Raw genomic sequence first — 24,858 nt, forward strand, 5'->3', positions numbered from 1 at the left:
AATTTGGATCAAGTTCCGCGGCCGTAAATACAAGGTCGGCCTTCTCCGTTGCGGCAGCCACGTGTCAAATACGCCAGGCTTTAGTGAATGCAACTGACGCTAGCGTCTATCGATTTTCCCACACCATTAGTGAACATCCATGACGTATCGAATCTCATATCGATCTGCCGGAAAGAGAATGTCAGCTGTCTCTACTGCCAGATCTTCTTCGGCACCGAACCGTCAGCTACGCGGAAAGTCTGTGTAATCTGCACGACCGGCCTACTTGCGGGGATTCTAGAGGCTTAGATTCCTCGACAGTGGCTGTGCGAATGTCAAGGCGCTCCTCAAACTGGTTTACCTCGTGCCCAATGGCCGAGAACCGGTCGACGATGCCCTTGTCGGCGTGCGGAGCCTCGTGCGGCAGCTCGATGTCTGTCCCGCCGGTAATGGCTAGCGGCTCCACGCCAGGCTGCTCGTGACCGGCTGTGGAGGGTTCCCCATCCGGATGAAGTACCGGGTACAGGTCACCGGGTCGCATTCGTTGATGCCCAGCCGCTCGGCGATGTTGGCCGGCGCCGTCGTCTTGTTCTCGACCTGCATCTCGACGTTCGCGGCCTCGGCCTCGCGCACGTATGTGCGGGCCTCCTGACCTCGGAAGTAGCGCAGCGGCGCAATCCGCGTCCGCTTGTACAAGCGGCGGACGAACACACCCCTTGCCCCGGATGCCGTTCGCGAAGCCCCACTCCCGCAGCAGACGCATCGCCGCGCGCGCGGTGATCGGTGAAACGTCGTGGATCTCGCAGAGCTGAGCCTCGCTCGGCAGCTTCTCCGCATCCTGCAGCTCGCCGCTGGTGATCCGGGCCCGGTACTCCTTCGCGATCTGCTTATAGCGAGGCTCGTCGTTGTCCGGGAACTCCGGGTGGTCGCCGAACAGCAGCTCTGACATGTCTCCTCCTGGTCGTCGGCGGTCACGCAACCCGACGCGGGACACCCGCCGTATTCCGAAGAGCAAGAAGAAGCCTCGGGCCCTTGGACGCGGAGGAGCGCACGAAGTGGCTGGCGCGGGTTGAGGCCAACGAGAAGGCGCAACGGTGGGACCTCCTGACCTCTCGCGCTTCATGATGGCTGCTGGTGTCCGGGTCGGCGAGGCGCTGGCGACGTTCTGGGAGGACGTCGACTTCGTCGAGGGCACGGTGGACATCACGCACACGGTCGTCCGGGTCAAAGTGAGGGCCTGCTCCGCAAACCTCGGCCGAAGACGGAATCGAGCATGCGCGCACTCCCCCTACCCTCCTGGGCGCTGGCTCTGCTGGAGCGGCGGTGGGCTGAGGCGAAGGCGGATGGCTGACCTCTGGCGAGCCCGATCTTCGGCAGCACGACCGGCACCCTGCGGGACCCGAACAATGTCCTCCGAGTGCTTCGTGAGGTCCGGGGATCGGACGACTTCCTGTGGCTCACGTCGCACAACTTCCGGAAGACGAAGGCGACCGCCTTGGACGACGCGGGCGTCCCGACGCGGCTGATCGCGGATCACCTCGGCCACTCGCGGGTATCGATGACCCAGGACACCTACCTGGGCCGGAAGACGGTCGACCCGATCACAGCGAAGGCCCTGGAAGGGCTCTTGGATAAACCGTCGGACCCCAATTCCGGGGATAACCCGGGGAGCCGATCTTGACCGGTGGCGACCGACAGGCCGCTGACCAGGTAGTTTGAGTGGGCCGCCTGGGGCTCGAACCCAGAACCTACGGATTAAAAGTCCGCAGCTCTACCAATTGAGCTAACGGCCCGTACCCCCAGTTTAGCCAGGCCCCGGTCAGCCGGTCGCACGCCGGGTGCGGCTGACGGTCCTGGCAAGGTCGGCGCTGGTCCGCGACCTGTGGACGTGGACGCGCGGGGCCCGAGCCCCGCGCGTCACGCCGTCAGCACTGGACGAACAGGCCCGTGTAAGCCGTGCACTTCGTCGACGCCTTGTCGTTGTCCGCCGTCGGGTCGGCCGGCGTGCTCGCCGCTCGCTGAGCCGTCGCCGTGAACGCCCCCCACGCGAAGAAGCCGCCCTCGGACGTGAACTTCGCCGTTGCCGACGCTCCCGGGGCCAGGGTGCCGATCGCGCAGTTCAGAGCCGTGCCCGCGCGGGTGCAGCCCGTCGTCGAGACGATCGTGCGGCTCGCGCCCGGGTTGGCCGTCACGCGGACGCCGGTCGCCGTGGCCGGGCCGGTGTTCGACACCTTGATCACGTAGTCGACGCGGGCGGCCAGGCCGATGCGCGGGGTGGCGGTCAGCGCGACCTTGACGTCGGCCTCGTCCGGCGGGGCGATCGTCACGGCCGGGCCGTCCTCCACGCTGAACGCGTAGTTGTCGCCGGCGAACTGGTGCTGGAGCGTGAACTGCCCGGGCTGGACGTCGTCCTTGACGCGCAGGGTGAACGTCACCGTCCGGCTCTCGCCCGCGCCCAGGTCACCCACGCCGCCGCGGAAGCTGCTGAGGTACGGCGCGCACGGTGCGATCGCGCCGGTGCAGGAGACCAGGTCCACCACGTCGGCGATCGGCTTCTCCTTCACGTAGAGCGCCGCCTTCGCGCCCGTGACCGTGAAGTCCGTCGGGTTGGTCAGCTGCTCGGTGACCGTGAACGTGGTGCCCGCGCGCACAGTGGTCGCGCTGACGTCGATCGTGCTCGCGGGCGGAGCCGCGGACGCGACGGCGGGAGCCGCGCACAGGACCGCCGTCGTCAACGCGGCCAGAACGGCGGTTCTTCGTCCGGTTCGCTGCATATTCGTGATCTCCTGGTTCCGAACCGAGGGTGCGCTCCGACCGGTCAGACTGGCCTGCGCAGCGGGGGTGACGAAGATCAGATCGCCGCACCCCGAGATTCGTTACCGGGTTCTTCAAACCGTACTTGAACTGGGGTTTTACCGCGGTTGCCCGGTCACCGACCGCCCACGTGATCCGAAACTGTCGGACCCCTGTGGGACGCTCCGCGCATGACCGAACACACCACCCCGGTGGCGTCTCCGCCCCGCCTGACCGGCCCCCGAACCGACCCGGCGCCGGTCGCGGACGAGCGGCAGGCGCTCACCGAGAGCCTCGAGTACTACCGGCGCACCTTCGAGCTGAAGTGCGCCGGCCTGAGCCCGGCGCAGCTGTCCGAACGCTCGGTACCACCGTCCACATTGACCCTGCACGGGCTGCTGCGGCACCTCACCGGCTGCGAACGCTGGTGGTTCCGCATGCAGTTCGCCGGCGAGGACGTCCCGAACCTCTACTACTCCGACGACGACCCGGAGCAGGACTTCACGGACCTGGGTGGCGATGTCGACGAAGCGTTCTCGTTGTGGCACGAGGAATGCGCGCGTTCCCGCGAGATCGTCACGGCCAGCGCGATGGACCAGACGGGCACCCGGCGCAGCACCGGCGAACCGTTCACCCTGCGCTGGCTGATGCTGCGGATGATCGGCGAGTACGCGCGGCACATCGGCCAAGCCGACCTGGTCCGCGAGCGGATCGACGGCGCGACCGGCGAGTGACGGCTCAGGCGTCGGCCGTCCGGCGGCGGAAGCGGAAGAGGAGGTTGGCCACGAGCGGGACGACGATCCAGCACGCGTAGGCCCAGTGCGTGAAGAACGCGACCGGGATGGAGACGGCGAAGGCGGCGATCATCGCGCCGATGCCGCGGTGGACCGCGCCGAAGAGCTCCGGCGGGGTGTCCGCGCGGTAGAGGTGGTTCCGCTGGATCTGCCAGGCCATGAGGAGGAACAACGTCAGCGCGATGACCTGCACGACCGCGTAGAAGACGAACCGGAACTCGAACCCGCCGTCTTCGGCGAGCACCTTCGTGGCGAAGGGCATGACCACCTGCATCAGGAGCCAGCCGAAGGTGAGGCGGGCGAGTCCGCCGCCGAGCGTGGTGACGTAGTTGAACAGGCGGTGGTGGGCCCGCCAGTGGCCGCCGATGACGACGAAGCTGATCAGGAAGGAGACGTATTCGGACTGGTGATGACCGAGTGACCGGAGCAGTTCGGCGCTGGTGGCGCCCTCCGGCAGCGGCAGCTCGAGCGCGAGCAGCGTGATCGCGATGGCGACGACGGCGTCCGAGAAGAAGGTCAGCCGCTCGGCGGCGATGGCCCGGGATCCGGAGCCTGCGGTGTCCTCGGCGGACGGAGCGCTGGTCATGGCGGATGAGCGTGCCAGACCCCGGTCGTGGAACGGCCGCCGAGGTGGGGCGCGTGCGATGCTGACGCCATGACCGTCGACCCCGATTCCGGACTCCTGTCCCCGGTGCGGGCCGGTACGCCGGCCGAAGCGTCGACCGGAGACGCGGCCTGGCTGCGCGCGATGCTCGACGCCGAGGCGGCGCTCGCGAGGGCGCAGGCACGGCTCGGGACGGTGCCGCCGGAGGCCGCGGACGCGATCACGGAGGCCGCGGGCAAGGCGCGGATCGACGTCGCCGAGCTGGCGCGCGGGGCGCGGGCGACCGCGAACCCGGTCGTCGGCCTGGTGAAGGCGCTGACGTCGGCCGTCCGGGAGCTCGAGCCCGATGCCGCCGAGTACGTGCACCGCGGCTCGACCAGCCAGGACATCTTCGACACCGCGATGATGCTGGTCGCGGACCGGACGCTGCGGCCGCTCGCCGCCGACCTCGACGCGACCGCCGAGGCGCTGGCCGGGCTGGCCCGCGCGCACCGGGACACGACCATGGCCGGCCGGACGCTGACGGCCCACGCGGTGCCGACGACGTTCGGGCTCAAGGCCGCGGGCTGGCGGCAGCTGGTGCTGGACGCGGCCGTCCGCGTCCGGCGCGTGCTGGACGGCGGGCTGCCGGTCTCGCTGGGCGGCGCGGCCGGAACGCTGGCGGCGTACGTCGAGTACGCGCGCCTCGCGGACGAGACGACCGACGGTGACTACGCGGAACGGCTCACGGCCGCGTTCGCGGAGGAGGCCGGGCTGGCCGCTCCCGTGCTGCCGTGGCACACGCTGCGGACGCCGGTCGCGGACCTCGTCGGCGCGCTCGCGTTCGCCGCCGGGGCGCTGGGGAAGCTGGCCGTCGACGTCGAGACGCTCAGCCGGACCGAGCTGGGCGAGGTCGCCGAACCGGCCGCCGACGGGCGGGGCGGGTCCTCGGCGATGCCGCACAAGCGGAACCCGGTGCTCGCGACGCTGATCCGGTCGGCGGCGCTGCAGGTGCCCGTGCTGGCCGCAGGGGTCACGCAGTCGATGCTCGCCGAGGACGAACGGTCGGCCGGGGTCTGGCACGCCGAGTGGCAGCTGGTGCGCGAGTGCCTCCGGCTGACCGGCGGCGCCGCGCACACCGCCGCCGAGCTGGCGCGCGGGCTCACCGCGGAGCCGGCGCGGATGCGGGCGAACCTGGCGTCGACGCACGGGCTGATCGTCTCGGAGCGGCTCTCGGCGGCGCTCGCGCCACTGCTCGGCAAGGCGGAGGCCAAGGAGCTGCTGGGCGAGGCGTCGCGGCGGGCGGTGCGCGAGGACCGGCCGCTGCGGGAGGTGCTGGACGAGCTGCCGGCGATCACCGGGGTGCTGACGCCGGCCGCGCTGGACGGGCTGCTCGACCCGGCCGGTTACACGGGCGCGGCGGGCGCGTTGGTGGACCGCGCCCTCGGCGACGACGGGCCGGCGGGCGGCGGCGCTCAGGAGTAGCAAGCTGCGGCGGGGAAGCAGGCAGGCCGGCTCGCGAGAGAAGCTCGGCCGCTCGGCGAGGGCCGCTCAGCCCGCCCCGCTTCGCGGGGACCGCGCAGTCCGGCCGCCCCGGAAGGGCCGCCCAGGTACGCGCCGCCCAGGCACGGCGCCGCCCACGACGACCGCTCAACCCACCCGCCTCACGAGAGCCGCGCAGTCCGGCCGCCCCGGGAGGGCCGCCCGGCCCACCCCGCCCACGAGACCCACCCAGCCCGCCCGCTTCGCGGGGGCCGCGCAGTCCGGCTGCCCCGGGAGGGCCGCCCAGGCACGGCGCCGCCCACAACGGGCCGCTCGGCCCACCCCCGCCCACGAGAGCCACCCGGCCCGGCCTCCCCGCGAGAGCAGGCTGGGCGCGCCGTCGGCACCGGGCAACCCCCTCGCCGGCGTCGGCGAAAATTCTTTGAACCGCCTCCGCCGGGGGTCCGTGTAGTGGGTATCAAGCAGCCGCACCGAGCGGCGGGAAAACCCCAACGGACACAAGGAGAACTTCCATGCTTCGCACGCGCATCGCCGTCTCCGTCGCCGCGGCGGCAGCCGGGCTGGCAGTGCTCACCGCTTGCTCGGGTGCCGAGACTGCCCAGCCCGTTGTCGCTCCTGCGGCGGCCGGTGGCACCGGTGGCGGTCAGGCCGCCAACGGCCAGGTCGGGAACGCCGCTCCGGCGTCGAACGAAAGCAAACTGGTCGTCGCGGACGTCGCCGATCTCGGGCAGGTGCTCACCGACCAGAACGGCATGACCCTCTACCGGTTCGACAAAGACACCGCGAAGCCGCCGAAGTCCAACTGCGACGGTGACTGCGCCAAGGCCTGGCCGCCGGCACTGGCTACCGGGGACGTCCAAGTCCAAGGGGTCGACAAGGCACTGGTCGGCAAGGTGACCCGCTCCGACGGGACCGAGCAGATCACCGTCGGCGGGTGGGCGCTCTACCGCTACGCCAAGGACACCAAGCCCGGCGACGCGACCGGGCAGGGCGTCGGCGGCGCCTGGTACGCGGCCAACGCCAAGGGCGGCAAGGCCGGGCAGGCCGCGGCGGCCGGTTCCGAGGCCGGGGCCGTCAAGCTCAGCGCCAGCAACATCGACGGCCTCGGTGAGGCGATCGTCGACCAGAACGGCATGACGCTCTACCTGTTCACCAAGGACACCAAGAAGAAGGCCTCCGCCTGCAACGGCGACTGCGCCAAGACCTGGCCGCCGGTCCTGTCGAAGGGCAAGGTCGAACTGCAGGGCATCGACTCGAAGCTGCTCGGCAGCATCAAGCGCCAGGACGGCACCGAGCAGGTCACCGTCGGCGGCTGGCCGGTCTACACCTTCTCGAAGGACCTGAAGCCGGGCGACGCGAACGGCATGGGCGTCAACGGCACCTGGTTCGTCATCGAGCCCAACGGCTGCAAGGTCGGTACCACTCCCAGCACTGCCGCCAACCAGGCTCCGGCGGCCAACAGCAACACTGGGAGCAGCAACGACACCTCCGGTGGCACCGGCACCACCTACTGAACCTCCTAGTGGGCGAGGCCCGGCGGACGCTCCTCGCGAGCGACCTCCGGGCCTCGCTCCTTGTGGTCACGACGCAGGAACGACCGGCGGCGCGGTTCGTCGGTGCGGTCGGTGGTGCGGTCGGCGACGTCCGTGCGGCGGTCGCGGGCGGCGACGTCCGAGCGGTCGATGACCTCGGTGCGCTGCTCGGCGACGATCGGCTCGTCGGCCGTCTCGTCCTCGGGCAGCAGGATGGTGCGGCGGGCCGGCAGGACCGCGATCAGCAGGCCGAGCGCGGCGACGCCGAGGTGCAGCCACGTGTCGGCGGGGCCGAGGTCCATCGGGTTGCCGGCGTTGGCGAACGGGTTGGTCGAAATGAGGCCGTCGATCATCAGGCCCCACACGAACAGCAGGCCGTAGCCGATGAACAGCAGCCAGCCGAACGTCCGCGCCCGGCCCGAGCCGAACGCCAGCAGCAGGCCGACGACCCCGGTCACGACGCGGACCAGGCTCATCAGCGGGTTCCCGGAGAACCGCCAGAACCCGGCGTCGTGGTGCCCGGCGAAGTCGCCGAAGCCGGTCCTTGAGAATCCGATGATGCCGACGACGAGGAACGCGAGCCCGGCCAGTCCGGCCAGCACCTGCGCCGGCTGCAGGCCTCGGACCCGGATGCGTGCGCCTTTCGCGTGAACCATGACTCCAGTCCTTCCCAGCGGGTGGTGACAACCGTCACCGCGCTGAGGTACCCCGCGACCACGGGGAGCGAAACGATGGTGCTTGCCCGCAGCACCGGTTCGCGTTCCCGATCCGGGCCCCCTTCGAGACCTATCCCACAAACCGCCCCCGATCGGCGAACAGCGCGCGGCCTTCCCGGCAATCCAGGTCATGCGCAAGCTGAGCGGGATCTTCCTGGTGGGGCTGTGCCTGGGGGCGATCGGCGCGGTGGTGGTCACGGCGGGGCACAGCACCGCCGCGGCACCCCGGCCGATCGCGGTCACCGAGATCGCCGCGACGACGTCCGCGGCGCCGGCACCCACGCCGGCCCCGGCACCCAAGACCGAGCCGAAGCCGACGCCCAAGGCCGCACCGGCCGAGGTGGACGCCGCCGAGCTGGACAAGGTCGTGCGCGACGGCACCGTCAGCGCCGTGGTCTTCGACCGGGACAGCGGCAAGACGACCGTCTCCGTGCGCCCGGACCGCGGGTACACCTCCGCGTCGGTCGTGAAGCTGCTGATCGCGCTTTCCGTGCTCGACCGCGGCGGCCCGGTGGCGGACGTGCAGCGGATGCTCTCCCGCAGCGACGACGACCTAGCGAGCCAGTTCTGGTCGGGCTACGGCGGGCCGGCGATCGTCACGCGCTGGGCGACGAAGCTGGGCCTCACCGGCACCCGCCCGCCGGCGGACCCCGGCCGCTGGGGCGACACGCGCATCACCGCGGCGGACGTCGTGAAGATCTACCAGTACCTGCTGGACCGCAAGGTGACCGCGGTGCTGAACGCACTGGGCAACGCGACCGAGCGCGGGTCCGACGGCTTCCGCCAGTACTTCGGCATCCCGGACGCCGCCAAGGGGCAGGACTGGCTGGTCAAGCAGGGCTGGTCGTGCTGCCGTCCGACGCGGACGCTGCACACCACGGGCGTGGTCGGCCACCTCATCGTGGTGGTGCTCTCCGAGTACCCCGCCAAAGTGGACTACGCGACCGGGTCGAGGCGGGTCACCGAAGTCGTCTCGAAGCTGCTCGGCTGACCCGGCTCACTGGTCGGTGTCCGCCAGCGCCCCCGGCGCACCGCTCCGCGGCAGCGGCCACGGCTGGACCCCGCCGGTGGTGTCGACCTGGCGGCCCACCGGCGCCGGCGGCGTCGTGTGCGCCCCGATCCAGCTCAGGATCTCGGGGATCTGGGACTTGAAGGTGTTCATGTTGTGGCCCGCGTCCGGCACCCGCCACGACTGGAAGCGGACCGGCGGCCGGACGCCGGCGCGGATCAGCTCGGCGGCCGCGCCCTCGAACTTCTCGTTCTCGCCCCAGATCGCGAGGATGTCCACCGGGGAGGGGTGCAGGCGGACCGTGATCCCGACGTTGTTGGCGTCGTCGACGTCCTGCCTGCCCTTGTAGAGGTTTTCGGTCTCGGCGTCCATCTGCGCGCGGTCGTAGCCGCTGACGCTGACCGCCTGGCCGTACCACTGCGGGTGGCGGGTCACCAGGTTCATCGCGCAGTAGCCGCCGGACGACCAGCCGGCGAAGGTCCAGGCCTTGCGGTCCGCGGCCACGCCCAGCTTCTGCAGCGCCCACTCGCGCAGGTCCGCCGTCAGGTACGTGTCGTTCGCCGTGCCGTTGACCTCGTCGACGCACTCGGTGTCGTGACCGATCTTCGGGACACCCGTCGGGTCCGGCATGATCACGACCACCGGGGGCAGCACGCGCTTGGCGATCGCCGCGTCGAGCTGTTGCGGGAGCTTGTAGCCGTCGGTGACGACCTCGGGCCCGGACGGGTAGTTCGGGATCCACTCGACGGCCGGGAACTTCAGGTTCTTGTACGCCGGGTCGAAGTACTGCGGCGGGAGGTACACCGTCACGTCACGGGTGAGCTTGGTGCGCCGGCCGGTCACCTTCATGTGGGCGACGGTTCCCTTGCCCTCCTTGGCGTGCGCCGCCCCGACTTCCCGCACCACGTCGAGGTTTTCGCCGTTGGCGCTCGACTCCGCGTCGATGCTGTCGGCCGCGTAGACGCCGGTGCCGAGCAGCGAGCCGAGCGTCGGGAAGAACCCGCCGATCAGGTTGCCGGCCAGTCCGGTGGTGACGACGATGGAGACGACCGCGCAGAGGATCGTGAAGGTGCGCCACAGCAGCTTCCGCTTCCACCGGTCCCAGAACAACGGGATCGCGATGATCGCCAGCAGCGTCACCGCGATCACGACGGCCATCGTGATCGGTGAATCGAGCCGGATGCGGCTGAGGTGCATGGAACGGTCCTTCCGGGCGGGCAACGCATGCGCACCCGGACCCCCCGGGACTCGCGTATATATCACGTTTGACCCGGCTTGCACGTTGCGGACCTGTGAGTTGGCTCATAGGCCCGCAACGTGCGGCGCACTCAGCGTTTTCTCAACTACTTCGCCAGCGCACGCGCGAGCACGGTGACGGCCTGGGTGATCGCGGCCTCGGCGGCGTGCGTCTCGCGGAGCGCGTTCACCATCACGAAGTCGTGGATGATCCCCTGGTACCGGACGGCGGTGACGGGCACGCCGGCCTGACGCAGCTTCGCCGCGTACGCCTCACCTTCGTCGCGAAGCACGTCGGCTTCGCCGGTGATCACCAGCGCCGGCGGCAGCCCGGCGAGCTCGTCGAGCGACGCGCGCAGCGGCGACGCCGTGATCTCCGCCCGCTGGGCGGGGTCGGTCGTGTACTGGTCCCAGAACCACTTCATGCCTTCGCGGCCGAGGAAGTAGCCCTCGGCGAACTTCAGGTACGACTCGGTGTCGAAGGAAGCGTCGGTGACCGGGTAGAAGAGCACCTGCTGCTTGAAGGTGACGTCGCCGCGCTGCTTGGCCAGGATGGTCAGCGCCGCGGTCATGTTGCCGCCGACGGAGTCGCCCGCGATCGCGATGCGCGAGGTGTCCAGCCCCTGCGAAGCGCCGTCCGTGGCGATCCACTTCGCGACCGCGTAGCTCTGCTCGATGGCGACCGGGTAGCGCGCCTCGGGCGAGCGGTCGTACTCGGGGAACACGACGGCCGCGCCGGCACCGGCGGCGAGCTCGCGCACCAGCCGCTGGTGGGTGTGGAAGTCGCCGAACACCCAGCCGGCGCCGTGGATGTAGAGGATCACCGGCAGCGGGCCTTCGACGCCGGCCGGCTTCACGATCCGGGTCTCGACCTCGCCGGTCGGGCCGCCCGGCACCTTGATGACCTCGATCGACGCGTCGGCCATGGCGACCTCGCCGTCCTGGACGCCGTCGACGGCCTTGCGGCCCTCCGCCGGCGGCAGCTGGAACAGGTACGGCGGCTGGTCGGTGGCCTCCGCGAACGCCTGCGCGGCCGGTTCGAGGGCCAGGTTGTGCGGGTTGGCGGTCATCTCGTCCTCCTCGGGGTGGAAGCTGATGTCACGAAGGTAGCTCGCAACTCAGTTGTGCACAACTAATTTGAGCCCAATGAGATGCAGGGCACTTAAGTTGCCACCCAGCCAGATGGCGAGGACCATCGACGGGTACGAGAAGAAGGAGGACGCCATGGCATCGCTGCGGCTGGACGACCAGCTCTGCTTCGGGCTGTACTCGGCGTCGCGCGCCGTGACGTCGCTGTACCGGGTCGTCCTCGAAGACCTCGATCTGACCTATCCCCAGTACCTCGTCATGCTGGCGCTCTGGGAACGCGACCACCGCCTCGTCAAGGAGCTCGGCGCCGAGCTGAACCTCGACTCGGGCACGCTCTCGCCGCTGCTCAAGCGGCTGCAGACGGCGGGGCTGGTGACGCGGAACCGGCAGGCCGACGACGAGCGCTCGGTCCGCGTCAGCCTGACCGAGGCCGGCCGGGCCCTGCACGAGAAGGCGCGCGGCATCCCCGACGTGATCGGTGCCGCGATGAACCTGGACGAAGCCGGGCTCGCCCGGATGCGCGCCGAACTGGACCGGTTGACGGAGTCGGTCAACGCCTATCGGGAGGCGCTGTCCCCCGCGTGAGAAGTTCACGTGGCAGCATGGGCCACGGAGGGGTGGCCATGATCAACCACGACGACGCGCTCAAGGCCGTCGAAAGCAGTCTCGACCGGCCGTCGGCCGCGCGGATCTACGACTACTTCATCGGCGGGAACACCCACTACGCGATCGATCGCGACTTCGCCGAGAAGGTCCGCGCCCGGCTGCCGCTGATGGGTGACTACTGCCTGACCAGCCGTCAGTTCCTGGGCCGGGCGGTCCGGCAGTGCGTGCGGGAGGGCATCCGGCAGTTCGTCGACGTCGGCTCCGGCCTGCCGACGGCGGGCAACGTGCACGAGGTCGCCGACGACGCCCGCCCCGAACTGGACACGCGCGTGCTCTACATCGACAACGAGCCCATCGCGCTGGCCCACTCGACGCTGCTGCTGGCCGACACCGCAGACCCGGACCGCCACCACGCCATCGCCGCGGACTTCCTGCAGCCGGACGATCTCTGGGAGCGGGTGAAGGCCTCGGCGATCATCGACGTCCGCCGTCCGGTCGCCCTGGTGATCAACGCAGTCATGCACTTCGTCAAGGACGAGCAGAACCCGGACCAGCTGCTCGAGTACTACCGCAGCCGGCTGGCGCCCGGGTCGCTGCTGGTGCTGTCGCAGATGACCAACGAGAACCCGGTGAACGAGGACGAGCGGCAGGCGCTGCTCGACCTGCTCGAGTACTACGAGACCACGACCAACCCGGGTTTCCTGCGCACGATGGCCGAGTTCGAACGCTTCTTCGGCGGCTGGCCGCTGCTGGAGCCGGGGCTGGTCTACGCCCCGGCGTGGCACCCGGACGAGCGCACGGTGTTCGCCGCCTCCCCGTCCGAGTCGCGGGTCATCGGCGGTGTCGCGCGCAAGCCCTAAGAGGCTTCGCGCACATCTTCGAGCACGTCGAGAACGGCGCTCTTGCCGAGTTCGACGGCTTTGCGCAGCACTTCCGGGTCGCGTTCCAGCACCGCCACGTCCGGCGCACCTGCCGGCGGCCGGATGCTCAGGATTCGCGGGTCCGACGCCAGGGTTTCCTCGTCTTCGACGTCTCGCCGGTAGGTGTCCTGCCAGGCCGGGATGGCGCCGGGGGCTTGGCGGCGCAGGAATCGCGGCACGACGACGTCGTGCACCCGCGGCGGCCGCACCGGCAGCTCGTCGGCGCGGCGGGTGCGCAGCACCAGGACGTCGGTCGCGCCCTGGGCGAGTGCGGTGCGGTACGGGATGGGCTCGGCCACGCCGGCGTCGACGAAGCGGCGGCCCGCCATCGGGATCGGGGGTCCGGCCAGTACCGGCATGCAGGACGACGCGGCGAGGGCGACCTTGATTGCGTCGACATCGTCGAGGAAGGGGTGCAGGTCGGTGGACTCGCCGGTGTCGGCGTCGGTGGCCAGGGGGTGGAACGTCACCGGGTTGGCCAGGATGGCCGGGAAGTCCATCGGTTCCAGGACCGAGTAGACCTGGTGGACGAGGTATTCGAGGTCGATCACCGCGCGGCCGCGCAGGGTGTGGAGCGGGTTGATGATGCGGCGCATGACGACCGGGTTCCACCAGGTCCGGACGCCGGTGGAGGACCGGCCGCAGAGCAGCCAGGCGCCGTTCAGCGCGCCTGCCGACGAGCCGTAGACGGCGTCGAACGCGGGGGTGACGCCGAGTTCGTCCAGGGCCAGGACCATGCCGCTGGAGTAGGTGCCGCGGCTGCTGCCGCCCTCGATCGCGAGCGCGAGCCGCCTGTCGTCGGTGCGTTCGCCCGGGACACTGCCCGCCGCCATCCGTTCGGAGATCAGTTCGAGTACCGGGTGCACTCCTCCCATCCTGGTCTTTTCCCGGACGAAGTCGACCCGTTTTGCCTGACCCAGGAGGGTGAAGTGATGCGCGCCTCGTTGCACTGCAACTCGTTGCATAGCACCCTTCGACCATGGCACTGGAGCACGCGATCCTCGTCTCGCTGTCCGAGCGCGCCGGTTCGGGCTACGAGCTGACGCGCCGGTTCGAGAAGTCGATCGGGCTCTTCTGGAGCGCCACCCACCAGCAGATCTACCGCGTGCTGAAGCGGATGGAGGAGGCCGGCTGGGTGGCGGTCGACGTCGTCGCGCAGTCGGGTCGGCCGGACAAGAAGGTTTACACGGTCGGCGACGGCGGCCGGGCCGAGCTCGTCCGCTGGCTGGCCGAGCCGGATCCGACCGCCGGGCCGGTCGAGCTGGCCGTGAAAATCCGCGGCGCCACCTTCGGCGATCCGGCGAAGGTGGCCGAGGAGATCGTCCGGCACCGCGCGCGGCACGCCGAACGCCTCGACGTCTACCGCCAGATCGAGAAGCGCGACTTCCCCGCGCCGGCCGCGCTGACCGGCCGGCACCTGCACCAGTACCTGGTCCTGCGCGGCGGCATCCGCGTCGAAGAGGGCCAGGTCGAGTGGTTCGACGAAGTGCTCGCCGCCCTCCGACCGAAGGACGCCCGATGAGCCCGTACCCGCACCTGCTCTCGCCGCTCGACCTCGGCTTCACGACGCTGCGCAACCGCGTCCTGATGGGGTCGATGCACACGGGCCTCGAAGACAAGGCCGCGCACTTCCCCGCGCTGGCCGAGTACTACGCCGAACGCGCCCGCGGCGGCGTCGGCCTGATCGTCACCGGCGGCTTCGCGCCGAACCGCACCGGCTGGCTGCTGCCGCTCGCCTCGAAGCTGACGACGTCCGCGGAGGCGAAAGAACACCGGAAGCTGACCGCGCCGGTGCACGAGGCAGGCGGCAAGATCGCGCTGCAGGTCCTGCACGCGGGCCGGTACGCCTACCACCCGCTGAGCGTGTCGGCGTCGAGCATCAAGGCGCCGATCAACCCGTTCCGCCCGCGCGGCCTCACGGACCACGGCGTCCGCAAGCAGATCGACGCCTTCGCGAACTGTGCCGCTCTCGCGCGCGAAGCGGGTTACGACGGCGTCGAGATCATGGGCTCCGAGGGCTACCTGATCAACCAGTTCCTGGCCGAGCGCACCAACAAGCGCACCGACGCCTGGGGCGGCACGCCGGAGAAGCGCCGCCGGTTCGCCGTCGAGATCGTCAAGCGCACCAGGCAGAAGGTCGGCGACGACTTCATCATCGTCTACCGGCTATCCATGCTCGACCTCGTCCCGGGCGGCCAGCGCTGGGAGGACGTCGTCGCGCTCGCGCAGGAGGTCGAGGCGGCAGGCGCCACGATCATCAACACCGGGATCGGCTGGCACGAAGCCCGGGTGCCGACGATCGTGACGTCGGTGCCGCGCGCCGCCTTCACCTGGGTCACCGGAAAGCTCAAGCCGCACGTGGGCATCCCGGTCGTCACGTCGAACCGGATCAACATGCCGCAGGTGGCCGAGGAAGCGCTGAGCAGCGGCGACGCCGACCTCGTGTCGATGGCCCGGCCGTTCCTCGCCGACCCCGAGTGGATCCGCAAGGCCGAGGCCGGCCGCGAGGACGAGATCAACACCTGCATCGCCTGCAACCAGGCCTGTCTGGACCACGCCTTCAAGCGCAAGCTCGTGTCCTGCATGGTCAACCCGCGCGCCGGCCACGAGACGACCCTGACGCTTTCGCCGACGCGGCGGTCGAAGCACGTCGCGGTCGTCGGGGCCGGGCCCGCGGGCCTTTCCGCGGCGACCGCACTGGCCGAACGCGGGCACAGCGTCGAGCTCTTCGAAGCCGACGACGAGATCGGCGGCCAGTTCGGCATCGCGCGGAAGATCCCCGGCAAGGAGGAGTTCGCCGAGACCATCCGCTACTACCGGCGGCGCCTGGAGGTGACCGGGGTGAAGCTGCACCTCGGGAAGCGCGCGTCCGCGGCCGAGCTCACCGCGTTCGACGAGGTCGTGCTGGCCACCGGCGTAGCGCCGCGCGTGCCGTCGCTGCCCGGGATCGACCACCCGAAGGTGCTTTCCTACGTCGACGTCGTCAAGCACGGCAAGCCGGTCGGCGAGCGGGTGGCGGTGATCGGGGCCGGCGGCATCGGGGTCGACGTCAGCGAGTTCCTCACGCACGCGGCGTCGCCGGCGCTGGATCGGGCCGCCTGGATGGCCGAATGGGGTGTCACCGACCCGGAACAGGCCGCGGGCGGCCTCGCCACGCCGCAGCCCGAGCCGTCGCCGCGGCAGGTGTTCCTGTTGCAGCGCAAGAAGTCCGGCATCGGCGCCGGGCTCGGCAAGACGTCCGGCTGGGTGCACCGGGCCGCGCTCAAGGCCAAGCGCGTCGAACCGCTCACCGGCGTCACCTACGAGCGGATCGACGACGACGGCCTGCACATCACCGTCGACGGCGAGCCGCGGGTGCTCGACGTCGACACGGTGGTCGTCTGCGCGGGGCAGGAGCCGGTGCGCGACCTCGCCGACGAGCTGCGCGCGGCCGGGCTGCCGGTGCACCTGATCGGCGGGGCCGACGTCGCCGCGGAACTCGACGCGAAACGCGCGATCGACCAGGGAACGAGGCTCGCCGCCGCGCTGTAGCCCGTAACCCGTCCGGCACTGGCAGGATGGGGCCCGTGCGAGACGTATGCGTGATCGGGCTCGGGCTGATCGGCGGGTCACTGCTGCGCGCGGCGGCCGCCAGCGGCCGCACGGCGTGGGGTGCCGCGGTATCCGAAGTGGACGCCGACGCGGCCAGCAGAGCGGGCTACGACGTCACGACCGACGTCGAAGCGGCCCTGCACCGGGCCGCGGCCGAAGACGCGATGGTCGTGCTCGCCGTGCCGCTGCCCGCCGTCGAAGACCTGCTGCGGCTGGTCAACCAGCACGCGTCGCACTGCCTGCTCACCGACGTGACCAGCGTGAAAGCGCCGGTGCTGGACGCGGTCCGGCGTCGCGTGCCGTACACGCGGTACGTCGGCGGGCACCCGATGGCGGGGACGTCGAGCTCCGGCTGGCTGGCCGGGGACGCCGCGCTGTTCCGGGGTGCGGCGTGGGTGGTCGCCGTCGAAGAGGACACCGACCTCGAAGCCTGGGCCGAGGTGGCGAAGCTGGTGCTGGACATCGGGGCGCACGTCGTCCCGCTGCCCGCGGAGTCGCACGACGAAGCCGTCGCCCGGATCTCGCACCTGCCGCACCTGTTCGCGGCGATCCTGGCCACGATCGGCGCCGAGGGCGGCCCGCTGGCGATGTCGCTGGCCGCCGGGTCCTACCGCGACGGCACGCGCGTCGCCGGCTCGAACCCGCAGCTGGTCCGCGCGATGACCGAGGGCAACCGGGACGCACTGCTGCCGATCGTCGACGAGGCACTCGGCCGGCTCGGCGCGGCGCGCGGCTCGCTGGCGTCCACCGGCGGGCTCGCGGCCACCATCAACGCCGGGTACGAAGGCGCGCAGGCGCTCGCGGCCAACCTCGACGTCGAACGCGCCGGGGTCCGGATCAGCCTGGCCGCGCCGGACGCGCGGCAAGGCCTGATCGCCCTCGGGGAACGCGGCGGCCGGATCACCGGCCTTTCGGACGGGATCGCGACCGGCGAGGTCCAGTAGGAGCTACCGGTCCGGCGTGTCGTCGAACTTGTTGAGGAAGTCCTTCGCCTTCTCGACACCGGTGTCGATCTGGCTGTCGTGGCCGCTGAACTTCGACTTCGCGAAGTCGGCGGCCTTGTCGAGGCCTTCCTCGATCTTGTCGTTGTGCTCGCGCAGGGCCTCTTCGGCCTTGCCCTTCAACGCTTCGAAGTCGATTCCCATGGGTGCATTGAACCGCACGAACGTCACGAACGCCTGGGGTAGGGCAGGAACCGCCGGAGCGGGCCCGGCGGCGTGCGTTCGGCCAGGTCGGGGCCCCGGACGGCGTCGAACGCCGACTCCAGCTGGTCGACAACGCCGGACAGCTGCGGCGCGTCCGGCAGCGGCACCGGCCGCGGCTCCCGCTGCTCCCGGACGGCCGCCGCGAGTTCCCCCAGCGCGGCCGTGAGCAGCTCGACGTCGGCCGGGTCCGGCGGCGGCACCCCGCGGCCGATCGTCACGCCGACCTCGGTGACGGCGTCCGCGACCCGCTCCTGCGCGGCGATCACCGGCCACCAGGCCACCGCCTGCCTGCCGTGCGCGGACGGCTCGACGACCGCCTGCTGGAACGCCGTCCGCAGGTCGGCCAGGGCCCGGTAGGCCCCGCGCCGCGCCCGCGACCGCGTCAGCCGCGCCTCCCCCGAAGACGCCTCGACCAGCGCGCGGGAGACGTACTTCGCGACCGCGTCCAGGGCGTCGGCCAGCCGGCCGCCCACCCGCGGGCGCCGGCTGCCCGGCCACAGCAGGTAGCCGAAGCCGAGCACGATCACGCAGCCCAGCACGGTGTCGACCAGCCGCGCCAGCACCACGCTCCAGTTCCCGGTGTGGGCCAGGCCCATCTGCAGGATGATCAACGGCGTCACGAAGGCGCTCTGGATGCCGTAGTTGCGCACCTTCCCCACCGCGATGCCGCCGGCGAAGACCGCGCTGAGCACCACCAGCACCCAGCCGTTCGCGCCGAGGCCGAGCACGGCGGCGCCGATCCCGACGCCGATGACCGTGCCGATCCCGCGCAGCAGCGCGCGGCCGAACACGGACCCGAAGTCGGGCTTGAGCACGATCCCGACGGTCAGGGTGATCCAGTACGACCGCTCCAGCGGCACGAGCAGGCCGACGACCTCGGCGATCGCGATGCACAACGTCAGGCGCAGCGCGGCGATCCAGGTCAGCGGCCCGGACGCGAGCGAGCCCGCCCACGCCCGCAGGCGGCGGTGCCAGGGTGTCGGCTCCCGGCGCTTGCGGTCGTCGCCCTTGCCGATCCGGACCAGGCCGGCGTAGAGCGCGGCGAGGACCGGGTCGGGGTCACCCGGCGGCGCGGGCGGCGGGGGCGGCAGCGGCTGGCCGGCCAGCACCGCCGCCGAGAGCGCGACGAAGTGGTCGACGACCTCGCGGGCCGGGCGGCGGCCGGCGTTGACCATCGCCACCGACGCCTCGACCGCGGGGGTCGTCGCCGAGAGCAGGTTGAGCAGGTGCCGGTAGGCGGCGTCGCGGCCGGAGAGCCAGGAGCGCGCGGTGAGCAGCTGGTCGTAGGCGGTGTTCATGGCCGTGGTCAGCCGGTGGCGGGCCACCCGCGAGACGGCTTCGTCGGTCGCCGACAGCATCGCGGCCAGCTCGACGTAGACGTGCGCCACGGCGGTGCGTTCGGGACTGGTCGCCCGGACCGTCCAGGTGGCGAGCGCGACCAGCAGGCTCCACGCGGCGCCGAGGCAGAAGCGGCCGAACAGGATCTCGACGCGGACGCCGGTCGCGTGCTGCCCGGTGGCGAGCACGCAGAACACGAGCATCTGCAGCCCGGCGACCGAGGCGTTGCTGCCGGCCGCGCTGATCACCGCGGACACGGCGGCGACCAGGATCACCGCGGGCACGGACAGCGCCGGCGTGCCGCCGGTGAGCAGCCCGACGAGGTAACCCGTGGTCGCGGCGAGCGTCGCCCCGCCGAGGCGGCGGGCGCGGTAGCGGTAGGGCCCGGCCGATTCGGACAGCACGGCGGGCAGGGCGCCGGTCGAGATGAGCGCGCCGACGGCGATGTCGCCGGCCGCGTACGCGATCCCCAGCGGCACGGCCAGCGCGACCACGGCCCTGGCGACCATGTTCCACGGGATCGGCACCGGCGTGCTGCGCAGGAGCTGGACCAGCCAGTGCGGCGCGGCGAGGTCGGGGCGCGGCGTGCTCACCCTCTCATCTTGACCTACGCTCCCGGACAGGATTAATTATCAACCTGTCAACAACGCGGGAGGTACCGGTGGGTAGGAAGTACTCGTACGAGGTCAACCGCACGAGCACCGCGTCGCCGGAGGCCCTGTTCGCGCTCGAAGCGGACGGGCCGCGCTGGGCGGAGTGGGGAAAGCCACTGATCGTCCAAGCCCGCTGGGCCCGGCCCGGCACCGGAGAGCCGGAGGGCGTCGGCGCGGTCCGGGAGGTCGGCCTGTGGCCGGTGCTGATCCGCGAGGAGACCCTCGAGTACGAGCCCGGCCGCAAGCACGTCTACACCTTCGCGGCCGGCAAGCCGCTCAAGGACTACCGCGCCGAAGTGCTCTTCACGCCGGCCCCCGGCGGCGGCACGCACCTGCGGTGGACGGGGTCGTTCACCGAGCCGGTGCGCGGCAGCGGACCGGTCCTGGCGGCGACGCTCCGGGCCACGATCCGGCTCTTCTCCGCGAAGCTGGTCAAGGCGGCCGAAACCGGGCGCTGACCTGGGTGGTTCCGGTCACGGAAGATCGTCCGGCGCAACTTTTCCCCGCCTCCCCGCGTCACCCTTTCGAGCAGTACACGAAAGGGGGAAAGCGTGAGGAAGCGCTTGACAGCCGTGGTGGCCGCGGCGGCACTCGCACTGACCGCGTGCTCGGGCCACGACACGGACCAGCGGGAGCCCGGCACCAGCCAGCCGAACCCGGCGCCCCAGGCCGCCCCCGACGTGCAGACGTCCGGGCCGTACCCGTTCGGCACGGTCCAGCAGAAGGCGCCCGCGATCGAGAACGGCCAGGTCCCGGTGATCCGCCGGATCGCCACCGACAAGCCGTACGTGTTCCTCACCATGGACGACGGCGCCGTGCAGGACCCCGACGCGCTGAAGCTGATGCAGCAGAACGGCACCCACCCGGTGCTGTTCCTGAACCAGAAGTACGTCAAGGGCCACGAGGCCTACTTCAGGCAGATCCTCGACGCCACCGGGGCCACGCTCGGCGACCACACGGTCGACCACCCGAACCTCAAGGGCAAGCCGTACGAGTTCCAGCGCAAGGAGATCTGCGACGACGCCGACGACTTCGCCAAGAGCCTCGGCGTCCGCCCGTCGCTGTTCCGCCCGCCGTTCGGCAACTACGACCAGAACACGCTGAAAGCGGCGGCGGCGTGCGGCATGCGCGCGTCGGTGCTGTGGACGGCCGCGGTCAACGACGGCGTCGTGCAGTTCCAGTCCGGCGACAAGCTCAAGCCGGGTGACATCGTGCTGATGCACTTCCGGAAGACCTTCAAAGAGGACTACACGGCGTTCGTGGAGCGGGCCGAGAAGGACGGGCTGACTCCCGTCCCCCTGGCCGACTTCCTGGGTTAGAGCACCACCGTCGGCGTCACGACCGTCCGGCGGCACGAGACGTCACCGAGGTGCACGAGGATCTGCGTCGTCCCGCGCGGGACGTTGTCCAGCACGAACCGGCCGCCTTCGTCCGCCGTGGTCGACGTCGTCCCGTGCTCGGCCACCCGCACCTCGACGCCGTACTGGCCGGCCGGGACCAGCCAGCCGTCGATCCGGTGCAGCTTGCCCATCTTGGTCAGATTGATCATCACCGTCAGGTCGCTGACGGTGAACGTGATCGTGCCCGTGCCGCCGCCGCGGACGCCGGCGAGGTTGTCCAGGCGCTCCCAGCGGGCGACCTCGACGTCGAGGTCTTCGAGGGCGAGCGCGAATTGGACCCGCTGCACCAGGTCACCCGGTGGCGGGTCCAGCTCGTCGAGGAAACGGCCGACATCGGCCAGCAGTACGTCGTCGCCGTAGGAGGATTGGCCCCCCGGCGCCCCGAGGTTGTTCATCGGCTTCCCCCTTCACTGGCGAGGAGATCGCGCATCTGGTCGAGGCAGCGACCCCTGGTCGGGCCGACACTGCCACGCGGCATGCGCAGCGCCTCGGCGACGAGCTGGTACTCCGCGCGGCCCGCGAGCACGGTCAGCCGGAGCAGTTCCTGACAGCGGTGGGGCAGCCGGACGAAGGCGCGCCAGACCCGGCGGTCGCGGTCGGCGCGGACGGCTTCGTCCTCGGGTGCCGGTTGGGTGCTCGGCATGGCTTCGGCCACCTCGTCGCTCAGCGGCACCGGCTGCATGCGGCGGCCGAACGGGTGGGTGGCTTCGCGGCGGGTGGTGGTGATCAGCCAGGCGGCGAGGGCCTTCGGGTCGCGGAGCTTGCCGAGCTGGCTGAACAGCGCCAGCCAGACGGTCTGGACGACGTCCTCGGCGACCGCGCGGTCGAGTCCGTTGGCCCGGGCGACGTGCCAGACGAGCGGGGTCAGCTCTTCGACGAGGCGGGCCATCGCCCGGCGGTCACCGTCCCTGGCGGCCTGCATGCAGGCAGCGTGCAGCTCGGCGCCGGTCAGGCCCTCCCACGGCGGATCTACCTCTGTGGTTTGCACGTCGGTCACCGTATCTGCCCCTCTTCGGAAGAGTCTTCGAGTCGGCGTTGGCAGTATCGCGGGTCCTTCGGGGGGAAGGAGCGTGCAGGTGGATCTCGGATACATCAAGGTCACTTACTTCGTCGGTCGTGCACTACCGGTCAGTGGCAAGTCGGTGAGGTACCGGCCGGCGCGCGTGGACTCGCACCGGCCGGCACTCCCCTCCCTCAAGGACCCGCTCCCCAACGGGCCCCGCCGGATGTCCCCTCCCCCGAAGGGCACCCGGCCGACGGTGTCCGGCAGCCCCCTCGGCTCCCGGTCACCGCGTTCAATCCGAACGCGACACCCCCTGTCGTGTTCCTCCGTGCTTGGCTGCTCCACAGGACGCAGTGGGGGCGCCGCCAGATACACGAACCGGCGACTTTTTTTGAAGATCTACGGACAGCGGCTAACTGATCACCACGCGTGCCAGCGTCCCGGCCCACCGCGCGTAGCCCGCCGGGCCCGGGTGGAACCGGTCGCTCGCGAACGCGGCCGGGTCGAGCAGCGCGGGATCCATCGGGACGTGCCGGACGCCGGGGAGCTTGCCGAGCGTCGCGGCCGCGCGGTCGAGAGCGGTGGAGCGGGCCGAAAGGACGTCACGCAGCGGCCGCGGCAACGCGGGGAAGCGGGACATCGGCGGCACACCGGCCAGGAGAACCTCGACCGGACCCATCCGGTCGCGCACGTCGAGCACCAGGCGCAGCAGGTCGCGGCGGTAGGCCGGAGCCGTCCGGAGCTCGATGGTGTCGTTGACGCCGAGGGCGATCACGACCAGGTCGGCCGGGCGGAGCAGCGGGACGAGCTCGGCGCGGGCCACCCGGGCGTTGGCGCCGGTCCGGCCGGCCGCCTGCCAGCGCACCGCCCGGCCGTCGCGGGCCAGCTCGCGGGCGAGGCAGCCGGTGAGCGCTTCCTCGTGGTCCGCCGCGCCGACGCCGTCCACCGTGGATTCGCCGAGGACGGCGAGCCGGAAGGGCTCGCCGTCGCCCGGGACGAGTCCGTCCGTCGGTCCCGCCGCGCCCGGGAGCCGCGGGGTCTTGCGTTTGACGTAGATGGCTTGAGCCAGGAGCACCATGCCGGAATTAGAACAGCGGCGCGAAGCGCCTCCGTTGAGGGCGGTGGCGGGGAGGAAGGCGGAGGCTAGCCGTGCGCGATCGAAACCTTGCGCCTGATCAGCGTGGGGTCCGCCACCGCGTCGAGCAGGTACGCGGCGACGTCGGCGCGGCGGATGGTGAACGTGCGGACGTTCCCGTCGAGCCGGCTCGCGACCTTGCCCGTGCGCGGGCCGTTCAGCAGCATCGGCGGCCGGACGATCGTCCAGTCCAGGTCGCTCGCCGCCACCACGGCCTCCATCGCGAGCATGTCCGCCCAGCCGTGCTTCAGCACCCGGCTGAGCAGCGGCTTGACGAGCGAGCGGGTGAAGAAGCCGTCTCCCTCGGTGTGCATGCCGCTGGCGCTGACGACGAGCAGGCGTTTCGCCCCGGCTTCGATCGCCGCGCGGGCGCCGTCCACGCAGACGGTGGTCGGCCCGCGATCCCGGGAGCCGACGGCCGAGATCACCGCGTCACGGCCCTCGACAGCAGCCGCCAGCTTGTCGCGGTCGGTGAAGCCGGCGACCACGACTTCGGCGGGCAGCTGCAGCTTGGCCGGGTCGCGGACGACGGCCGTGACGTGCCAGCCGCGGTCGAGTGCCTGCCCGACGACCTCGCGGCCGACGCCGCCGGTGGCTCCCAGCACGGTGATCCTCATGGTTTCCTCCTCGGTTAGTGAACACTCACCAGGTAGGGTGAGTGTTCACTAACCAGGCTGAGAACGCACTCAGGGAGCCGCCATGGGAAGCCGCGAAGAGATCGTCGCCGCGGCCGCGAAGGTGATGCGCGAGCAGGGCTACGCCCACGCGACGACGAAGGTCATCGCGCAGACCGCGGGTTACTCGGAGGCGATGCTCTACAAGCACTTCCGCGACAAGACCGACCTGTTCCGCAGCGTGCTGGCCGAGGAACTGCCCGCGCTGGGCGCCACCCTGGCCGAGCTGACCGCCGACCCCGGGCGGGCGCCGCTGCGGGACAACCTCGTCCGCGTGGCCCGCCTCGGCCTGGCGTTCTACGTCGACAGCTTCCCGATCGCCGTCTCGATGTTCTCGTCACGGGAACTGCTGCGCTCCCACCGGGAACGGTTGCGCGGACACGGCCCGCACACGCCGCTGAAGGGTGTCACGGACTACCTGCGCGCCGAGCGGCAGCTGGGCCGGATCAAGGCGGAGACCGACGTCGAAGCGGCGGCGGCCCTGCTGCTGGGCGCGTGCTTCCAGCAGGCGTTCCTGGCCACGTTCGAAGAGACCGAGCCCACCGACCACGCCGAGCGGCTCGCGGACGTCCTGCTCGCCGGGCTCTAGGCGTTCTTCTCCTCGCGGAGCTTGTGCCAGCGCTCGTACATGCCGTTGAGCTCCTGGAGCATGAACGACAGGAAGTCCCGCATCTCGGCCAGCCGCTTGCCCGATGGGGTGTCCTCGCCGAGGGCCTCGATGCCGCTCTCGGCCGCGTCGCGCCACATGATGATCATGCGGTCGCGCTTGAGGAAGGTGGCGTACCAGAGGTCGTCGTAGAGGCGGTAGTGGTCGCGGCGCTCGCCGGGCTCGCGCTCCTTGGCCACCAAGCCGATCTGCTCGAGCCAGCGCACCGCGCCGGAGACCGCGGCGGGGCTGACCGACAGCTGCGAGGCCAGCTCGGCGGCGGTCAGCCTGCCCTCGTCGGTGGTCATCAGCGCGGCGAACACCCTGGCGGGCATGCGCTGCATGCCGATCTGCGAAAGCACGAGCCCGAGGCTCTCGACGTACCGGCGGACGGCGTCTTCATCTCGCTTCGTGTCAGGCGTCGTCATCGGCCCATCCTTTCGCACCCAACCC

Annotated in this window: 27 protein-coding genes, 1 tRNA gene and 1 pseudogene; 13 read left to right on the forward strand and 16 right to left on the reverse strand. The window is 71.1% G+C overall.

Annotated elements, in window-relative coordinates; all coding sequences use genetic code 11:
* Positions 1 to 432: 432 nt before the first annotated feature.
* Together ABZX11_RS29630 and ABZX11_RS29635 are read right to left on the reverse strand one after the other, a co-directional pair.
* On the reverse strand, positions 433 to 612 hold the full coding sequence (locus tag ABZX11_RS29630) for a hypothetical protein (RefSeq protein ID WP_354919125.1): 180 nt from the start codon (positions 610 to 612) through the stop codon (positions 433 to 435).
* Between the two features lie 88 nt (positions 613 to 700).
* Positions 701 to 1,183: pseudogene (locus ABZX11_RS29635) on the reverse strand (winged helix-turn-helix domain-containing protein); the annotation flags it as partial.
* Positions 1,184 to 1,396: 213 nt separating this feature from the next.
* Between ABZX11_RS29635 and ABZX11_RS29640 the strand changes: the two are divergent.
* Positions 1,397 to 1,660: a tyrosine-type recombinase/integrase gene (locus ABZX11_RS29640; RefSeq protein ID WP_354918965.1), complete on the forward strand. Its 264-nt coding sequence runs from the start codon at positions 1,397 to 1,399 to the stop codon at positions 1,658 to 1,660.
* 39 nt (positions 1,661 to 1,699) lie between these two features.
* Here the strand turns inward: ABZX11_RS29640 and ABZX11_RS29645 are convergent.
* Positions 1,700 to 1,772, reverse strand: a tRNA-Lys gene (locus ABZX11_RS29645).
* Positions 1,773 to 1,904: 132 nt separating this feature from the next.
* Complete coding sequence (locus ABZX11_RS29650) at positions 1,905 to 2,753, reverse strand: hypothetical protein (protein WP_354918968.1); 849 nt, start codon at positions 2,751 to 2,753, stop codon at positions 1,905 to 1,907.
* Positions 2,754 to 2,963: 210 nt separating this feature from the next.
* On the opposite strand from ABZX11_RS29650, the gene ABZX11_RS29655 reads away from it, so the two are divergent.
* On the forward strand, positions 2,964 to 3,506 hold the full coding sequence (locus ABZX11_RS29655; RefSeq protein ID WP_354918971.1) for a DinB family protein: 543 nt from the start codon (positions 2,964 to 2,966) through the stop codon (positions 3,504 to 3,506).
* Positions 3,507 to 3,510: 4 nt separating this feature from the next.
* Here ABZX11_RS29655 and ABZX11_RS29660 read toward each other — a convergent pair whose 3' ends face one another.
* Positions 3,511 to 4,152: a TMEM175 family protein gene (locus tag ABZX11_RS29660; RefSeq protein ID WP_354918974.1), complete on the reverse strand. Its 642-nt coding sequence runs from the start codon at positions 4,150 to 4,152 to the stop codon at positions 3,511 to 3,513.
* A gap of 69 nt (positions 4,153 to 4,221) precedes the next feature.
* Here ABZX11_RS29660 and pcaB point away from each other — a divergent pair, with 69 nt between their 5' ends.
* A complete protein-coding gene (gene pcaB / locus ABZX11_RS29665; protein ID WP_354918977.1) occupies positions 4,222 to 5,634 on the forward strand; it encodes a 3-carboxy-cis,cis-muconate cycloisomerase in 1,413 nt (470 codons plus the stop codon).
* A gap of 530 nt (positions 5,635 to 6,164) precedes the next feature.
* Positions 6,165 to 7,166, forward strand: a complete 1,002-nt coding sequence (locus ABZX11_RS29670) for an SCO0930 family lipoprotein (RefSeq protein ID WP_176173564.1) — start codon at positions 6,165 to 6,167, stop codon at positions 7,164 to 7,166.
* A gap of 5 nt (positions 7,167 to 7,171) precedes the next feature.
* Here ABZX11_RS29670 and ABZX11_RS29675 read toward each other — a convergent pair whose 3' ends face one another.
* Positions 7,172 to 7,840 (reverse strand): DUF4383 domain-containing protein, encoded by a 669-nt coding sequence (locus ABZX11_RS29675; RefSeq protein WP_354918981.1) that lies wholly within the window; start codon positions 7,838 to 7,840, stop codon positions 7,172 to 7,174.
* Between the two features lie 190 nt (positions 7,841 to 8,030).
* On the opposite strand from ABZX11_RS29675, the gene ABZX11_RS29680 reads away from it, so the two are divergent.
* The gene (locus tag ABZX11_RS29680) at positions 8,031 to 8,891 is read left to right on the forward strand and encodes a hypothetical protein (protein WP_176173566.1); all 861 of its coding nucleotides are present in this window, start codon (positions 8,031 to 8,033) and stop codon (positions 8,889 to 8,891) included.
* Positions 8,892 to 8,897: 6 nt separating this feature from the next.
* Here ABZX11_RS29680 and ABZX11_RS29685 read toward each other — a convergent pair whose 3' ends face one another.
* Both ABZX11_RS29685 and ABZX11_RS29690 read right to left on the reverse strand, forming a co-directional pair.
* The gene (locus ABZX11_RS29685; RefSeq protein ID WP_354918984.1) at positions 8,898 to 10,106 is read right to left on the reverse strand and encodes an alpha/beta hydrolase-fold protein; all 1,209 of its coding nucleotides are present in this window, start codon (positions 10,104 to 10,106) and stop codon (positions 8,898 to 8,900) included.
* Between the two features lie 146 nt (positions 10,107 to 10,252).
* On the reverse strand, positions 10,253 to 11,215 hold the full coding sequence (locus tag ABZX11_RS29690) for an alpha/beta hydrolase (protein WP_176173568.1): 963 nt from the start codon (positions 11,213 to 11,215) through the stop codon (positions 10,253 to 10,255).
* Positions 11,216 to 11,369: 154 nt separating this feature from the next.
* On the opposite strand from ABZX11_RS29690, the gene ABZX11_RS29695 reads away from it, so the two are divergent.
* Both ABZX11_RS29695 and ABZX11_RS29700 read left to right on the forward strand, forming a co-directional pair.
* Complete coding sequence (locus ABZX11_RS29695; RefSeq protein ID WP_176178003.1) at positions 11,370 to 11,819, forward strand: MarR family transcriptional regulator; 450 nt, start codon at positions 11,370 to 11,372, stop codon at positions 11,817 to 11,819.
* 38 nt (positions 11,820 to 11,857) lie between these two features.
* Positions 11,858 to 12,700 (forward strand): SAM-dependent methyltransferase, encoded by an 843-nt coding sequence (locus tag ABZX11_RS29700; RefSeq protein WP_176173569.1) that lies wholly within the window; start codon positions 11,858 to 11,860, stop codon positions 12,698 to 12,700.
* Here ABZX11_RS29700 and ABZX11_RS29705 read toward each other — a convergent pair.
* The gene (locus ABZX11_RS29705) at positions 12,697 to 13,635 is read right to left on the reverse strand and encodes a patatin family protein (protein ID WP_254897034.1); all 939 of its coding nucleotides are present in this window, start codon (positions 13,633 to 13,635) and stop codon (positions 12,697 to 12,699) included. The two genes, ABZX11_RS29700 and ABZX11_RS29705, sit on opposite strands and share 4 nt — an antisense overlap.
* Before the next feature lie 104 nt (positions 13,636 to 13,739).
* Between ABZX11_RS29705 and ABZX11_RS29710 the strand changes: the two genes are divergently transcribed.
* From ABZX11_RS29710 to ABZX11_RS29720, 3 genes are read left to right on the forward strand one after another with little or no spacing between them, the layout of a single operon-like run.
* Entirely contained in the window at positions 13,740 to 14,282 is a 543-nt protein-coding gene (locus ABZX11_RS29710) for a PadR family transcriptional regulator (protein WP_176173571.1), read from the forward strand.
* Entirely contained in the window at positions 14,279 to 16,291 is a 2,013-nt protein-coding gene (locus ABZX11_RS29715) for an NADPH-dependent 2,4-dienoyl-CoA reductase (RefSeq protein ID WP_354918989.1), read from the forward strand. Before ABZX11_RS29710 ends, ABZX11_RS29715 begins: the two co-directional genes overlap by 4 nt.
* Before the next feature lie 50 nt (positions 16,292 to 16,341).
* Positions 16,342 to 17,295, forward strand: coding sequence for a prephenate dehydrogenase (locus ABZX11_RS29720; protein ID WP_176178004.1), 954 nt, complete (start codon positions 16,342 to 16,344; stop codon positions 17,293 to 17,295).
* A 3-nt stretch (positions 17,296 to 17,298) separates the two neighbouring features.
* Here ABZX11_RS29720 and ABZX11_RS29725 read toward each other — a convergent pair whose 3' ends face one another.
* Positions 17,299 to 17,496 carry an antitoxin gene (locus tag ABZX11_RS29725; RefSeq protein WP_176173573.1) on the reverse strand — a complete coding sequence of 66 codons (198 nt, stop codon included), beginning with the start codon at positions 17,494 to 17,496 and terminating at the stop codon, positions 17,299 to 17,301.
* Between the two features lie 23 nt (positions 17,497 to 17,519).
* On the reverse strand, positions 17,520 to 19,487 hold the full coding sequence (locus ABZX11_RS29730; protein WP_354918993.1) for an FUSC family protein: 1,968 nt from the start codon (positions 19,485 to 19,487) through the stop codon (positions 17,520 to 17,522).
* Positions 19,488 to 19,555: 68 nt separating this feature from the next.
* Between ABZX11_RS29730 and ABZX11_RS29735 the strand changes: the two genes are divergently transcribed.
* Together ABZX11_RS29735 and ABZX11_RS29740 are read left to right on the forward strand one after the other, a co-directional pair.
* Positions 19,556 to 20,005 (forward strand): SRPBCC family protein, encoded by a 450-nt coding sequence (locus ABZX11_RS29735; protein ID WP_354918996.1) that lies wholly within the window; start codon positions 19,556 to 19,558, stop codon positions 20,003 to 20,005.
* A gap of 114 nt (positions 20,006 to 20,119) precedes the next feature.
* A complete protein-coding gene (locus tag ABZX11_RS29740) occupies positions 20,120 to 20,866 on the forward strand; it encodes a polysaccharide deacetylase family protein (RefSeq protein ID WP_354919117.1) in 747 nt (248 codons plus the stop codon).
* On the opposite strand, the gene ABZX11_RS29745 is transcribed toward ABZX11_RS29740, so the two are convergent.
* From ABZX11_RS29745 to ABZX11_RS29760, 4 genes are all read right to left on the reverse strand, one after another.
* A complete protein-coding gene (locus ABZX11_RS29745; RefSeq protein WP_176173575.1) occupies positions 20,863 to 21,342 on the reverse strand; it encodes a carboxypeptidase regulatory-like domain-containing protein in 480 nt (159 codons plus the stop codon). The two genes, ABZX11_RS29740 and ABZX11_RS29745, sit on opposite strands and share 4 nt — an antisense overlap.
* Positions 21,339 to 21,944 carry a sigma-70 family RNA polymerase sigma factor gene (locus tag ABZX11_RS29750; protein ID WP_176173576.1) on the reverse strand — a complete coding sequence of 202 codons (606 nt, stop codon included), beginning with the start codon at positions 21,942 to 21,944 and terminating at the stop codon, positions 21,339 to 21,341. Before ABZX11_RS29750 ends, ABZX11_RS29745 begins: the two co-directional genes overlap by 4 nt.
* A gap of 418 nt (positions 21,945 to 22,362) precedes the next feature.
* Positions 22,363 to 23,028: an SGNH/GDSL hydrolase family protein gene (locus ABZX11_RS29755; RefSeq protein WP_354919001.1), complete on the reverse strand. Its 666-nt coding sequence runs from the start codon at positions 23,026 to 23,028 to the stop codon at positions 22,363 to 22,365.
* Positions 23,029 to 23,093: 65 nt separating this feature from the next.
* The gene (locus tag ABZX11_RS29760; protein ID WP_176173578.1) at positions 23,094 to 23,702 is read right to left on the reverse strand and encodes an NAD(P)-binding oxidoreductase; all 609 of its coding nucleotides are present in this window, start codon (positions 23,700 to 23,702) and stop codon (positions 23,094 to 23,096) included.
* A gap of 82 nt (positions 23,703 to 23,784) precedes the next feature.
* Between ABZX11_RS29760 and ABZX11_RS29765 the strand changes: the two genes are divergently transcribed.
* On the forward strand, positions 23,785 to 24,348 hold the full coding sequence (locus ABZX11_RS29765) for a TetR/AcrR family transcriptional regulator (protein ID WP_354919005.1): 564 nt from the start codon (positions 23,785 to 23,787) through the stop codon (positions 24,346 to 24,348).
* Here ABZX11_RS29765 and ABZX11_RS29770 read toward each other — a convergent pair.
* Positions 24,345 to 24,833, reverse strand: a complete 489-nt coding sequence (locus tag ABZX11_RS29770; protein WP_354919008.1) for a MarR family transcriptional regulator — start codon at positions 24,831 to 24,833, stop codon at positions 24,345 to 24,347. The two genes, ABZX11_RS29765 and ABZX11_RS29770, sit on opposite strands and share 4 nt — an antisense overlap.
* Positions 24,834 to 24,858: the final 25 nt, after the last annotated feature.

It is taken from the genome of Amycolatopsis sp. NPDC004169 (assembly GCF_040610315.1).
Classification (GTDB): domain Bacteria; phylum Actinomycetota; class Actinomycetes; order Mycobacteriales; family Pseudonocardiaceae; genus Amycolatopsis.